Source organism: Pseudomonas costantinii (assembly GCF_001870435.1).
GTDB classification, from domain to species: domain Bacteria; phylum Pseudomonadota; class Gammaproteobacteria; order Pseudomonadales; family Pseudomonadaceae; genus Aquipseudomonas; species Aquipseudomonas costantinii.
Map to the genome: position 1 here is coordinate 136,184 of NZ_MDDR01000006.1, position 13,058 is coordinate 149,241.

Consider the following 13,058-nt stretch of genomic DNA (forward strand, 5'->3'; position numbering starts at 1 on the left):
ATTGGAGCATCAACTATCGAGTAGTTCGTCTGGCGCAGAGCGGTAGTTATATAGCGGGTGGGCGTGGGGCCTGTGTTGGCGTTTTACTTGCGCCACGTAAAGCCTGGTCGGGCAAGGGTGTACAGGTGACCGTGCACTCGCGGGTGGGTGGGTATTCGCTCCAGTACACACTGTCGCCGTCGGTGTAGCTGACGTCAGAAGCGACCTGAGTACCGTTGTGTCGCAGCAGTCGGTAGTCACTCTGGATCAGGTAAACCGCCACAGCTTTGTTTGCCGGGACTGCGGCGGCAATTTCGAACGCGGTTGACGTGGTCCATCCATTCGACGACGTTTCGGTATGCGTCAGGCTCTTGCTCAACTTGGCTGAGAATTTTATCGAGGAGCCTAACAGTGAAAACTGCCATTCTCCGCCGACTTCGATCGCGGTGGTGTTGGTGAGGGTCGTCGAATTTGCGCCGTTTTCTCCTCGGGTGGCAGTCCATTTAAAGGTCTGGTTAACCGAAGTCTGGTTATGCCCGAACCCGACCAACACGTACCGGTCCGAGCGCTCCAACCGATAGGTGGGCGATGTGCGCAACTGTTCGATCGGGTGCAAATTAGGGTCTTTTACCGTAAACCAGGCAATCTCGCAGGTGTGTGTGAGGTGGGCGGCCTCGAACGGCGAGGGTTGCCGATAGCCAGGGAGTGCGGGGGCGGGTGGTGCGTTGCTGACAGTCTGTTGTATCTGCATGCGCAATGAGTAAGCGGCAATATGGGTTGTGGGCTTGGTGTAACTGTCGGCACCCACAAACGTACCTGCCGAAAAATACGCTTCCCCTGAAGCGGCGCCTGGCGGGGCAATGTTCCAGGCGCTGAAGTCCTTGAGGGCACCGCTGCCTTTGTCGTTCCAGACCAGATCGCTGATGTAGGAAGCGATGACCAAGTCAGCTCTGACACAGCGGATGGCATTGCGCGACGGCTTGTCATGACCGATGCCGCACACCAGACCAAGCGCGACGTACCCTTGGGGCGGAATAGGGCGCCATATGGAGCCGTCGGCATAGGCGTTTGAGCCTGAGTCTTTCCACACAAGGTCGTATTCAACGGGCGCACTGAGAGCCCTTTGCAGCCCGACAACGTGTGTTTCGCTGACAACAGCGACAATACGGTGTTTGTTGACGTTGTCGTAGCCGCCAACCACCAAGTCCCCGAGGGGGAAAAAGTCATTGAGAAAGTCTGAGGACGGGACGGGGCGCCAGAAACTGACCGGGTTTTCACTGCCCGCGCCTTTGTCGTTCCAGAGCGGGCTGAACTCGGTGGTGAAGTTGATCAGTAGGTTTGAATAGCGGATTGATTCCATGGCAAAGCGAGTCCTGAATGGGTGAACCGTAAGGGCCAACTATTCAGGAACGTGCGTGCCGAGAAGGGTATTTATCTAGGCACCGGGAAATACGTGCCGTTTTTCCCATGTCCAGCCATCGCCTGGTTACTGCGCACGCTGATCATCAACTTGATATCAATCCAGTCGATGCCCTGGGCCTTGAGCTTGGGCAGTTCGCGCTCAAGCACCGCCAGGGTTTGCGGGTAAGGGTGGCCGATCATCACCACCGAGCCTTGTTTATGGGCCAGCTTGATTGCGGTTTGCAGCTGCGTGGTAATTGCACCTTCAGTGCGTTCGTCATCGAGGAACACATCCCGCGAGACATGGGCCAAACCAATCTTCTGCGCCTCGGCGGCCGCGACGGTTTGCGCGCTGGTGCGGCTGTCGACAAAGAACTTGTTACGCCGTTGCAGTTCAGCCATCAACCAGGCCATCGCCGCCGGTTGCGCGGTCATGCGGCTGCCCATGTGGTTGTTGATGCCTGCGGTGTAGGGCACAGCCTTGAAGGCGGCGTCCAAGCGTTTGCCGAGTTCTTCGATAGGCAGGTCGGGGTGCCAGGCGAAGGGGCCAGTGGCCGGGTCCATGGGCATGTGCAGGATGACGATTTTGCCGGCCTTGTGCGCTTCACGCGCGAATTCGGCGGCGTGGGGCGTGTCGGGCATGATTGCCGTGGTCACCGGCCCAGGCAGGGCCAGCACACGACGGTCCCTGGGCAGGTTTTGCCCCAGGTCGTCGATGATGAGGGTCAGGTAGGCTTTGTGAGGCTCATCGGCAGGGGCCGCTTGGGCGACCCCTGCCAGGCTGAGCAGCGCAGCGATGATCAGTGCAAAACGCATATCAACGGCTGCGGGTGATGCTCAGGCCTTTGAGCAGGCTCAGCGCCTGGGCCAGTTGGTAGTCATCGTCCTGCGGCATCGGCTTGGCTTTGGTGCTGCTGCCGGACGGCTGGTCGGCGCCGCCGTTGCCATTGCCCAAGTGACCTTGCAGGTCAGCTTCCTTGTAGTACTCGCTGTCGGCCTCGTTGGTGATCTTGGCCTTGCGCACTTCGATGTCCGGGACGATGCCCTGGGCCTGGATCGAGCGACCGTTTGGCGTGTAGTAGAGCGCCGTGGTGATCTTCAACGCGCGGTCGTTGTTCAGCGGCAACACGGTTTGCACCGAGCCTTTGCCGAAGCTGGTGGTACCCATCAGCACGCCACGTTTTTGGTCTTGCAGGGCGCCGGCGACGATTTCTGACGCCGAGGCGCTGCCGCCGTTGATCAGCACGGCCAGTGGTACGCCTTCGCTCAGGTCATTGCCAGTGGCCGAGAAGCGCAACTCGGAGTTGGCGATACGGCCTTTGGTGTAGACGATCAGGCCTTTGGTGATGAAGTGGTCGACCACTTCCACCGCCGCCTGCAGCACGCCGCCTGGGTTGTTACGCAGGTCGAGCACGATGCCGTTGAGCTTCTTGCCGTTGTCTTTGCGCAGCTTGGCCAGGGCCTTGGCTACTTCGTCGCCGGTCTTGACCTGGAACTGGGTGATACGGATGTAGCCGTAGCCTGACTCAAGCAATTGGCTCTTCACGCTTTTGACAGTGATGGTCGCGCGCGCCAAGGTCACGTCAAACGGGGTGCCGCCGTCGCGTACCAGGGTCAGGGTGATTTTCTGGCCGAGCTTGCCGCGCATCTTGTCGACGGCTTCGGTCATGGTCTGGCCGCGGGTCGGCTGGCCGTTGATCTTCACGATCAAGTCGCCGGCCTGGATACCGGCCTTGGACGCCGGAGTGTCGTCGATTGGCGAAACTACTTTGATCTGGCCGTCTTCGGAGCCCACTTCGATGCCCAGGCCACCGAACTCACCGCTGGTGCTTTCCTGCAGTTCGGCAAAATCTTCCGGGCCCAGGTAGGCGGAGTGCGGGTCGAGGTTGCTGAGCATGCCCTTGATGGCATTTTCCAGCAGGGTCTTGTCGTCTACGGGTTCGACATAGGCAGCCTTGATCCTGTCCATGACCTCGGCAAAGGTGCGCAGCTCGTCCAGCGGCAGCGGCGCCTTGGTGGTCGCGGCCGTGGCGGCGGGTGCAGCCACAGCGGCCTGGTCGGCAAAAGCCAGAGGCGCGCCGATCACCAGGGCGATCGTCAGGGCCAGCGAAGTGAGGCGGGACAAATGCAGCATGTCGAACGAACTCCTAATGTAGATGCGACCCTATCCTTGGGAACGGCACCATTGTGCGGGATCGCTCGGGCGACCCTGCTGACGAATAGCGAAGTACAGCGCCGGAGTGTCCTGGCCACCACTGTTACCGACAGTGGAGATGGATTCACCGGCTTTTACAACATCACCTGCCGACTTGAGTAAAGTCTGATTGTGGCCGTAAAGGCTCAAATAGCCATTACCGTGGTCAAGAATCACCAACAAACCGGCACCGCGCAGCCAATCAGCAAACACCACACGCCCGCCGTGAACGGCGTGGACCTGGCTGCCGGCGGCGGCGCTGATCATCACCCCATCCCACTTGGCGCGGGTGTCATCGCCACGGGTTTCACCAAAGCGTGCCAGCAGTCGACCATCAACTGGCCATGGAAGTTTGCCGCGAGCTGAAGCAAAAGGGCCGCCGAACGACTCGCCACTGCTGGAAACCAGTGGGCCAGGGGCTGCATGCGCCGGTTTACGGGGCGCCGGGGCGTCGGTGGTGGCTGCCAGTTCGGCCTCACGCTGGCGCTTTTTTTCGGCTTCCTGCTGGGCGACCAGCGCTTTTTGCCGCGCTTCTTCGGCCTCACGTGCCTGGCGGGCCAGGGTTTCTTCGATGGTTTTGAGGACTTTGCCCAGGTCGGCCTGGTCCTGCTCGCGGGCCTGGAGTTTGGCGTCACGGGCTTTCACGTCGTTATTGAGCTTGGCCAGGGCCAACTGGCGGTCCTTACGCACCGTGTCCAACTGGTCGCGCTGGGCGTCAAGGTTGCTTTTCTGGTCGAGCAACTGTGACTGCTGGTCGGCAATTTCTTGCTCGACATTGGCCAGTTGCCGCAGGGTTTCGTTAAAACCCTTTAGTTGCGCCAGGCGTGCCTTGCTCAGGTAGTCGTAGTAGGTGAGGGTGCGGGCGAATTTTTCCGGGTTCTGCTGGTTGAGCAGCAGCTTGAGGTATTCCTGGCGGCCGCTCTGGTAGGCGGCGCGAGCCTGAATTGCGATCAGGCGTTGCTGTTCAACGCGGGCGCTCTGGAGTTTTTTTTTCTCAGCGTCGAGTCGCTCCAGTTCCGACTCGCTCTTCTTTAATTCTTTTTGCAGCTCCTGGACCTGCTTCTCCAGCTTGCCCATCTCGGTTTCCGTGCCGCGCAGGTCTTTCTGCACCCCGGATTTCTCTTCCTGGAGCTTGCCGAGCAGTTTTTTCAGCTCGGTAATGTCCTGACGCGTAGCGTCCAACTGTTGTTGGGTTTGCGCGCGCTCATCGGCAAAAGCCGGTTGGAGCAGGCAGACAAGAGCGAGGGTAATCAAGGCGCGAAGCATAGAGGCGGGCGACACCAGGGAAAGGGACGGCCTAGTATGCCCGCCAAGCGCGGCAAAAAAAACGCCCAATTCGGGCGGAGGAGCAAGATAGGTGCCGAGTGGTGGGCATATTGATCGTTCCCACGCTCTGCGTGGGAATGCATCGCGTGACGCTCTGCGTCACCAATGCGCAGAATTCGGGCTTGGTATTGCAAGTGGGACGCAGAGCGTCCCCGGCGGCATTCCCACGCAGAGCGTGGGAACGATCAGCGGTTACACCAGAATCGAAGTGCCAGTCATCTCGGCCGGCTTCTCCAGGCCCATCAGTTTCAGCATGGTCGGCGCCACATCCGCCAGCACGCCACCTTTACGCACTTTCAGGTCGCGCTTGCCGACATAGATGAACGGCACCGGCTCGGTGGTGTGGGCCGTGTGGGCTTGGCCGGTGGATTCGTCGGACATCTGCTCGCAGTTGCCGTGGTCAGCGGTGATCAGCGCTTCGCCGCCGACTTTTTCCAGGGCGTCGACGATGCGGCCGACGCACAGGTCCAAGCATTCCACGGCCTTGATTGCCGCTTCCAGATTGCCGCTATGGCCGACCATGTCGCCGTTGGCGTAGTTGACCACGATCACGTCATAACGCTGATTGTCGATGGCGTCGACGATCTTGTCGGTCACTTCCGGCGCGCTCATTTCCGGCTGCAGGTCGTAGGTGGCGACTTTTGGCGACGGGATGAGGATGCGCTCTTCCCCTGGGAACGGTTCTTCACGCCCGCCGGAGAAGAAGAAGGTGACGTGGGCATATTTCTCGGTTTCGGCGATGCGCAGCTGGGTCTTGCCGTTTTTTGCCAAGTAGTCGCCCAGCACGTTTTCCAGGCTGCCCGGGGCGAAAGCCGACGGGGCCGGGATGTTGGCGGCGTATTGGGTGAGCATCACGAACTCGACCTTCGGCTGGCGTGCGCGTTCGAAGTCCTTGAAGCCGGCATCAACGAACACATGGCTCAACTCGCGGGCACGGTCGGCGCGGAAGTTCATGAACACCACGGCGTCGCCGTCTTCCACTTTCACCGGCTCGCCGAGGGTGGTGGCTTTGACGAATTCATCGCTCTCGCCACGGGCGTAGGCGGCTTCGAGGCCTTCCTGGGCGGTGGCGGCGTTGAATTCGGCCTGGCCGTTGACGATCAGGTTGTAAGCCTGGGACACACGGTCCCAGCGGTTGTCACGGTCCATGGCGAAGTAGCGGCCTACCAGGCTGGCGATGCGGCCTTTGCCCAGGGCTGCGAAGGTGGCGTCGAGCAGTTCGATGGACGATTGCGCGCTTTTCGGTGGGGTGTCGCGGCCGTCGAGGAAGGCGTGCAGGTAGATCTTGTCGGCGCCGCGCTTGAAGGCCAGTTCGGCCATGGCGACCAGGTGGTCCTGGTGGCTGTGTACACCACCATCGGACAGCAGGCCCATGAAGTGCACGGCCTTGCCGGCGGCGACTGCTTTATCTACCGCCGCGCAAATGGTCGGATTCTCGAAGAACTCGCCGTCACGGATCGATTTGGTGACACGGGTGAAGTCCTGATAGACCACTCGTCCGGCGCCAAGATTCATGTGGCCGACTTCCGAGTTGCCCATCTGGCCGTCCGGCAGGCCGACGTCCATGCCGGAGCCGGAGATCAAACCGTTAGGCACGGTGGCGGTCAGGCGGTCCAGTACAGGCTTGTTGGCCGAGTACACGGCGTTGTCGTGGTGGCTTTCACTGTGTCCGAAGCCATCGAGAATTATCAGGACCAAAGGTTTAGGCGTAGTAGTCATAGATCCTCTCGCGGCGCTAATAAGGAAGACAATTGAAAAGGGAGTGGCAGTTTAAAGCGAAGTTCCGACCACGTCACCGCTTTACGGGGGTTGGCCGCCCCCGGCGGCTGTGTATACTTACCGCCATTTTAACGCCCTGGAACCTCCTTGATGGTTGATCACCTGATTGCATTTGCCACTGCCCACTATCTGCTCGCGGGTGCCTTCGTCATCCTGCTGGCGCTGCTGATCGCTCATGAAATGAGCCGTGGTGGCCGCAGCCTGAGCACGTCGGAGCTGACCGCGCTGGTCAACAAGGATGAGGCCGTTGTCGTTGATATTCGCCCGGTCAAGGATTTTGCCGCCGGCCATATCGTCGGTGCCCTGAACATTCCACAGGACAAGCTGATCGCACGCCTGGCCGAGCTGGAAAAACACAAAGCCAAGACCATCATCCTGGTCGACGCCCAAGGCCAGCACGCCGGCACCCACGCCCGCGAAATGCTCAAGGCCGGTTTCACCGCCGCCAAACTGTCCGGCGGTATCGGCAGTTGGAAGGCCGATAACCTGCCGCTGGTGAAGTGATATGAGCCAGGTTGTCGTGTATTCCAGCGATTGGTGCCCTTACTGCATGCGGGCCAAGGCCTTGCTGGAGAAAAAGGGTGTTGCCTTCGAAGAGATCAAGGTCGACGGCAAACCTCAAGTGCGCGCCGAAATGGCCCAGAAGGCGGGACGCACGTCCGTGCCGCAGATCTGGATCGGCGCCAAGCACATCGGTGGCTGCGATGACCTGTTTGCCCTGGAGCGCGCCGGTAAACTCGATGCGCTGCTGCTCGTCTGACTCCTAAACCCTAAAAGACCCCAAGATCAAGAAGGATCTGCGATGACTGACCAACAGAACACCGAAGCAGCAGAAGCTCAAGGCCCACAGTTTTCGCTGCAGCGGATCTACGTGCGTGACCTGTCGTTCGAAGCGCCGAAAAGCCCGGCTATCTTCCGCCAGGAATGGACTCCAAGCGTTGCGCTGGACCTGAACACCCGCCAAAAAGCCCTGGAAGGTGACTTCCACGAGGTCGTGCTGACCCTGTCGGTTACCGTCAAGAACGGCGACGAAGTGGCCTTTATCGCTGAAGTGCAACAGGCCGGTATCTTCCTGATCCAGGGCCTGGACGAAGCGTCCATGAGCCACACCCTGGGCGCGTTCTGCCCGAACATCCTGTTCCCGTATGCCCGTGAGACTCTGGACAGCCTGGTCACCCGTGGCTCGTTCCCTGCGCTGATGCTGGCTCCGGTGAACTTCGATGCCCTGTACGCTCAAGAGCTGCAGCGCATGCAACAGGAAGGTTCGTCGACCGTTCAGTAAGCCGACGATGTAAAAAAAGCGCCATAACCGGCGCTTTTTTTATGCCCTTGTAGGAGCCGGCTTGCCGGCGATGAGGCCCTTGAAATCGATGTAATGTTCGAGGTCGCTATCGCCGGCAAGCCGGCTCCTACAGAGTGAGAGGGTGTTATTTAAAGCCTAGCTGGCGCCAGCCTTCGTAGACGGCAACGGCGACGGTGTTGGACAAATTCAAGCTGCGGCAACCCTCGCGCATCGGCAAGCGCAGGCGATGGCCGTCGGGCAGGGCGTCGAGCACTTCGGCCGGCAGGCCACGGCTTTCCGGGCCGAACAGGAAGGCGTCGCCTTCGGCGAAGCTGGCATCATGAAACGGCCGCGAGCCCTTGGTGGTGAACGCGAACAGGCGTGGGTGGCCCAGGCTTTCCAGGCAGCTGGCCAGGTCGGCGTGGCGCTTGAGGGTGGCGTACTCGTGGTAGTCCAGCCCGGCGCGGCGCAGGCGCTTGTCGTCCATGTCGAAGCCCAGAGGCTCGATCAAATGCAGGTGGCAGCCACTGTTGGCGCACAGCCTGATAACGTTGCCGGTATTCGGCGGAATTTCTGGTTGAAAAAGGATGACGTGAAACATGCACGGCTCCGAAGGCAAAGATGCGCTGCATTCTACCCCCGAAGAGGACCCAAGGCCGAAGCTATTGCCGAGGGTTATGGGCTCATTGGCGATTGTCGGCCTGATGATCGGCTTGATGATCGGCCGCCTGACCACCCCGGACCCGGTTGAGCTGCAACAGGTAGAGACGGCGACGGATGGGATGATGGTGTGGTTCAACAGCGAACCCAAGCTGCACGGTGAGCATATCGACGGCACCGTGGCGCTGCTGTTCGACGCGCAAGGCAAGGCTGCCAGCGGGCAACTCAAGGTCAATGACAAGGATGTGAACTGGCGCGTGCGCAAGACCGACGGCGGGTTGCTGCTGAACCTGGTGGCGGCTCGGCCGTTGCGCGGGGACTGGAAAGGGGAGAAGGTCGATGGCCGCTGGCGGCTGGAGATCCGTCTCCAAGAGCAATAAAAGAGGGAATCCCCGGCCTGCCTGTACCAAGGTTCCCAAAACGGGCTGGGGCTATGGGCGGCGTGCCGCATAAGCCCCGGGTGTAAAGAAGGGAGTTCCCGGCCTGCCTGTACCAGGGCTCCCAAAACGGGGTGAAGCTTTAAAGGCTTCGGTGTTAAAGAGGGAGTCCCCGGCCTGCCTGTACCGAGGTTCCCCAAAGCGGTGTGGAGCGCGACGCGGTTCGCATCAAGCACTCCGGGTGTAAAGAGGGGATTCTCGGCCTGCCTGTACCAAGGTCCCCGAAACTGGGTTGTACAAGGGTTATTGCAGGGCGCGTGCCAGAACTTGCAATTTGTACCGAAAAAAATTCCCAGAAAGCGCAAAGCCCCGGAATACGGGGCTTTGGTGTTTTTGGTTTTCAGATTTTTCTCAGCGTGGCCGAGATTTTAAGCATTGCATCCGTGCGCGATGCCGGTTCGTGGTGCATTGAAGCGGTGCACGAAGATCGGGTTTGATCGTTCCCACGCTCCGCGTGGGAATGCATCCTGTGACGCTCCGCGTCATGACTCTAAAAGCGGACGCAGAGCGTCCAGGGCGGCATTCCCACGCAGAGCGTGGGAACGATCACGGGCGGTGATCAGCCCTCATCCCCCTCATCATCATCCCCACCATCGACCTTCATACCCAGCTCCTTGATTTTGCGAGTCAGGGTATTGCGGCCCCAGCCCAGCAGCACGGCGGCGTCGCGACGGCGGCCGGCTGTGTGCTTCAAGGCGGTCTCGATCATGATCCGCTCGAAGGCCGGCACGGCGCTGTCCAGCAGGTTCGATTGGCCGCGTGCCAGGGCCTGGTCGGCCCATTGGCGCAACGCTTGTTCCCAGTTGGTGACCGGCGCCGAATCCTGCGGCAGGCTCAACAGCTCCGGCGGCAGGTCGCTGATATGCACTTCGCGCCCGGACGCCATCACGGTGATCCAGCGGCAGGTGTTCTCCAGCTGGCGCACGTTACCCGGCCACGGCAGGTTCTTCAGGTATTCCTCTGTCTCGCTTTTCAGCAGCTTCGGCTCAACCGCCAGCTCTTGGGCGGCGCGGCTGAGGAAGTGGCGGGCGAGGGTCGGAATGTCTTCGCGGCGGTCCGACATGCGTGGAATGTGGATGCGGATCACATTGAGGCGGTGGAACAAATCCTCACGGAATTTGCCCGCGTGCACCAGGGTTTCCAGGTTCTGGTGGGTCGCGGCGATGATGCGCACGTCGACCTTGACCGGCGTGTGCCCGCCGACGCGGTAGAACTCACCGTCCGCCAATACGCGCAGCAAGCGGGTTTGGGTGTCGGCCGGCATGTCGCCGATCTCATCGAGGAACAGCGTGCCGCCGTCCGCCTGTTCAAAACGACCGCGACGCAGGTTGGCTGCACCGGTGAACGCGCCTTTCTCATGGCCGAATAGCTCGGACTCCATCAAGTCCTTCGGAATCGCCGCCATGTTCAGTGCGATAAACGGCGAGGCCGCCCGTGGGCTGTGACGGTGCAGGGCGTGGGCTACCAGCTCTTTACCGGTACCCGACTCGCCGTTGATCAGCACGGTGATGTTGGAGTGGCTCAAGCGTCCGATGGCGCGAAACACTTCCTGCATCGCCGGGGCTTCGCCGATGATTTCCGGGGTCCGGGTCAGCGTCGGCGGGGCTTCCTGGCTTTGCTGTTCCTGGGCGTGCTGGTTGGCGCGCTTGACCAGCGCTACCGCCTCGTCCACATCGAACGGCTTGGGCAGGTATTCAAACGCGCCGCCCTGATAGGACGCGACAGCGCTGTCCAGGTCGGAGTGCGCGGTCATGATGATCACCGGCAGGCGTGGGTGCTGTTCGCGAATCCGCGCCAGCAAGTCCAGGCCACTGGCGCCGGGCATGCGGATGTCGGAAATGATCACGTCCGGCTGCTGGCGAGCCAGGCGGCTCATCACCCCGTCGGCGCTGTCGAAGCTCTGGGTGGTCATGCCTTCCTGTTGCAAGGCTTTCTCGAGGACCCAGCGGATAGAACGGTCGTCATCGACGATCCAGACAGTTTCACTACGGCTCATGTCGATGGGGCTCCTTGTTCCAGAGGCAGAAAGATCGAGAAGGTGGTGTGGCCAGGATGGCTCTCACATTCGATCAGACCCTGGTGCTGGCTGATGATGTTCTGGGTAATGGCCAGGCCCAGCCCGGTACCGTCCGGACGGCCGCTGACCATGGGAAAGAAAATGGTTTCCTGGAGTTCCGCAGGAATGCCTGGGCCGTTGTCGATGATCTCGACCTTGGTCACCAGGCGATGGCGCACGTGGCCGATGGTGAACTGGCGCAAGGCGCGGGTGCGCAGGCTGATGCGCCCCAGGCGCAGCTCGTTCTGGCTGCTGATGGCCTGCATGGCGTTGCGCACGATGTTGAGCACGGCCTGGATCATTTGCTCGCGGTCGATCAACACGTCGGGAATGCTTGGGTCGTAGTCGCGCACCAAGGTGATGCAGCCTTGGCTTTCGGCCTCGACCAACTGGCAGACGCGCTCAAGTACCTCGTGCACATTGGTCATCGCCAGCGACGGCAGCTTGTTGGAGCCGAGCATACGGTCCACCAGGTTGCGCAGGCGGTCGGCTTCTTCAATGATGACGTTGGTGTAGTCCTTGAGGTGCTCGTCCGGCAGCTCTCGAGCGAGCAATTGCGCGGCGCCGCGAATCCCGCCGAGCGGGTTTTTGATCTCGTGGGCCAGCCCGCGCACCAGCATCTTGCTGGTTTCCTGTTTGGACAATTGCGCTTCTTCTTTGGTGATGCGCAGCAGGCGGTCGCGGGGGTGCACTTCGAGCAGCAGCAGGGTGGCGCCGTTGCTCAGGATTGGGGTCACGGCGTAGTCGACGGTCAGGGTCTGGCCGGTGAGGGCCGTGAGCATCGCCTCGCGCTTGGTGAACGGATGTGCCTGCTCCACTGCCTGGCGCAGCGAGCTCAAGGCTTCGGCCGACTCGGTGAACAATTCGCTGATGAACTGCCCATGGCTGCGCTGGCCGCTGATGGCCAGGAGCATCTCCGCCGCCGGGTTCATATACTCAAGACGCAGATCGTCATTGAGCAGGATGGTCGCGGTGGTCAGGTTGTCGAGTAACAAACGGTGCAGTGCATCGCTGATGGTCATCAGGACCTCTTTTGGAGCAAGGCGCGGGCTTGAGGCACACGCTGATACAAGGAAAATGCAAAAACCAAACCAAGGCTCCGAAAAGAAGCGCGAAAGCCTTGAAATGGGTGTTTCAGGCGCGAAACTGTGGCGTTCTGCCAGCTTGCTCGGGAAGAATCGAACCAAAATGGGCTGGGAAGGTGGGAAGAGTGCAGGCTGTCGCACCAATATAGTGCGGTTTTGTGACGATTGTTCAGGAAAGCGTGGAGGGCGCATCTGAATGCCCGCAATCCAAATGTGGGAGCGAGCAAGACCGCTCCCACAGTTTTGATTGGGTTTGCAGTCTTTAACCTTTGTAGATGCACAGCTCGGCAGTGGCGCGGATCATCGCGAGCTGGCGCGTCGGGTCATTCAGCGGCTCATGAACGGCTGCGGCCAGCCACTGGGGGCACTGCGGGTCGGTGCGCTGCGGGGTGAAGTCGGCCAGTTGCTGGAGCAGACGCTTTTGCAGTTGGTCCAGCTGCGGGCGAATTTGCTTTACCAGATCCGGGCGCGGGTCGTCGGGCGCTTGGCCTTGGAACTGCCAGTCGGAAAGGTGGGTGTATTGCACCAGTTTATTGGCCTCGATCTGCGCCGAAAAAAATTGCTCGGCAGCGGCGGGGTCCAATTTGTAAGTGAGCGCCTGGGCGACGACGCTGGCAATCACTTCCTGTTCCCGTTTCTTGTCTTCTACGGGCTTGTGGCTGTCCCATTTGCTCAGGGCCACCTGGTCGGCGATGGCCAGGCGTTCGGCGATGCTGTTGAGCAGGGGCTCCAGGGTGGGCGGTGCAGCGAGTGCGCTGCCGCTGACAAACAACAAAGCGTATGCAAGTCGTAGCTTCAAAGGTGATCTCCTGTGGGGCGGCGGTGGGCAGTGTGTCAGTCAATACAACAGGTGCCTGAT

The 13,058-nt window shown here is 60.6% G+C and carries 14 protein-coding genes; 5 read left to right on the forward strand and 9 right to left on the reverse strand.

Features of this window, described 5'->3' with window-relative positions; all coding sequences use genetic code 11:
* Positions 1-46 precede the first annotated feature (46 nt).
* The 5 genes from BFL40_RS04330 to gpmI form a co-directional block, all read right to left on the reverse strand.
* The gene (locus BFL40_RS04330; RefSeq protein WP_256254330.1) at positions 47-1,378 is read right to left on the reverse strand and encodes a Vps62-related protein; all 1,332 of its coding nucleotides are present in this window, start codon (positions 1,376-1,378) and stop codon (positions 47-49) included.
* 32 nt (positions 1,379-1,410) lie between these two features.
* On the reverse strand, positions 1,411-2,196 hold the full coding sequence (locus BFL40_RS04335) for a divergent polysaccharide deacetylase family protein (RefSeq protein ID WP_071482606.1): 786 nt from the start codon (positions 2,194-2,196) through the stop codon (positions 1,411-1,413).
* A 1-nt stretch (position 2,197) separates the two neighbouring features.
* Positions 2,198-3,514 (reverse strand): S41 family peptidase, encoded by a 1,317-nt coding sequence (locus BFL40_RS04340; RefSeq protein WP_071482607.1) that lies wholly within the window; start codon positions 3,512-3,514, stop codon positions 2,198-2,200.
* A 30-nt stretch (positions 3,515-3,544) separates the two neighbouring features.
* Entirely contained in the window at positions 3,545-4,840 is a 1,296-nt protein-coding gene (locus BFL40_RS04345) for a murein hydrolase activator EnvC family protein (protein ID WP_071482608.1), read from the reverse strand.
* A 252-nt stretch (positions 4,841-5,092) separates the two neighbouring features.
* Positions 5,093-6,619, reverse strand: a complete 1,527-nt coding sequence (gene gpmI / locus BFL40_RS04350; protein WP_071482609.1) for a 2,3-bisphosphoglycerate-independent phosphoglycerate mutase — start codon at positions 6,617-6,619, stop codon at positions 5,093-5,095.
* A 150-nt stretch (positions 6,620-6,769) separates the two neighbouring features.
* On the opposite strand from gpmI, the gene BFL40_RS04355 reads away from it, so the two are divergent.
* From BFL40_RS04355 to secB, 3 genes are read left to right on the forward strand one after another with little or no spacing between them, the layout of a single operon-like run.
* Positions 6,770-7,183: a rhodanese-like domain-containing protein gene (locus BFL40_RS04355; protein ID WP_071482610.1), complete on the forward strand. Its 414-nt coding sequence runs from the start codon at positions 6,770-6,772 to the stop codon at positions 7,181-7,183.
* Position 7,184: 1 nt separating this feature from the next.
* Positions 7,185-7,439: a glutaredoxin 3 gene (grxC, locus tag BFL40_RS04360; protein WP_010213876.1), complete on the forward strand. Its 255-nt coding sequence runs from the start codon at positions 7,185-7,187 to the stop codon at positions 7,437-7,439.
* A 42-nt stretch (positions 7,440-7,481) separates the two neighbouring features.
* Entirely contained in the window at positions 7,482-7,961 is a 480-nt protein-coding gene (secB, locus tag BFL40_RS04365) for a protein-export chaperone SecB (protein ID WP_071482611.1), read from the forward strand.
* Positions 7,962-8,106: 145 nt separating this feature from the next.
* Here the strand turns inward: secB and BFL40_RS04370 are convergent, their stop codons facing one another.
* A complete protein-coding gene (locus BFL40_RS04370; protein ID WP_003171120.1) occupies positions 8,107-8,562 on the reverse strand; it encodes a tRNA (cytidine(34)-2'-O)-methyltransferase in 456 nt (151 codons plus the stop codon).
* Here BFL40_RS04370 and BFL40_RS04375 point away from each other — a divergent pair.
* Positions 8,561-9,001 (forward strand): hypothetical protein, encoded by a 441-nt coding sequence (locus BFL40_RS04375; RefSeq protein WP_071482612.1) that lies wholly within the window; start codon positions 8,561-8,563, stop codon positions 8,999-9,001. The genes BFL40_RS04370 and BFL40_RS04375 overlap by 2 nt on opposite strands.
* A 314-nt stretch (positions 9,002-9,315) precedes the next feature.
* Positions 9,316-9,495, forward strand: coding sequence for a hypothetical protein (locus tag BFL40_RS34010; RefSeq protein WP_176999959.1), 180 nt, complete (start codon positions 9,316-9,318; stop codon positions 9,493-9,495).
* A gap of 122 nt (positions 9,496-9,617) precedes the next feature.
* On the opposite strand, the gene ntrC is transcribed toward BFL40_RS34010, so the two are convergent.
* The 3 genes from ntrC to BFL40_RS04390 form a co-directional block, all read right to left on the reverse strand.
* Positions 9,618-11,054, reverse strand: coding sequence for a nitrogen regulation protein NR(I) (gene ntrC / locus BFL40_RS04380; RefSeq protein ID WP_071482613.1), 1,437 nt, complete (start codon positions 11,052-11,054; stop codon positions 9,618-9,620).
* A complete protein-coding gene (gene glnL / locus BFL40_RS04385; protein ID WP_024072896.1) occupies positions 11,051-12,136 on the reverse strand; it encodes a nitrogen regulation protein NR(II) in 1,086 nt (361 codons plus the stop codon). The genes ntrC and glnL overlap by 4 nt, the downstream gene beginning before the upstream one ends.
* Positions 12,137-12,461: 325 nt before the next feature.
* Complete coding sequence (locus BFL40_RS04390; RefSeq protein WP_071482614.1) at positions 12,462-12,998, reverse strand: chorismate mutase; 537 nt, start codon at positions 12,996-12,998, stop codon at positions 12,462-12,464.
* Positions 12,999-13,058: the final 60 nt, after the last annotated feature.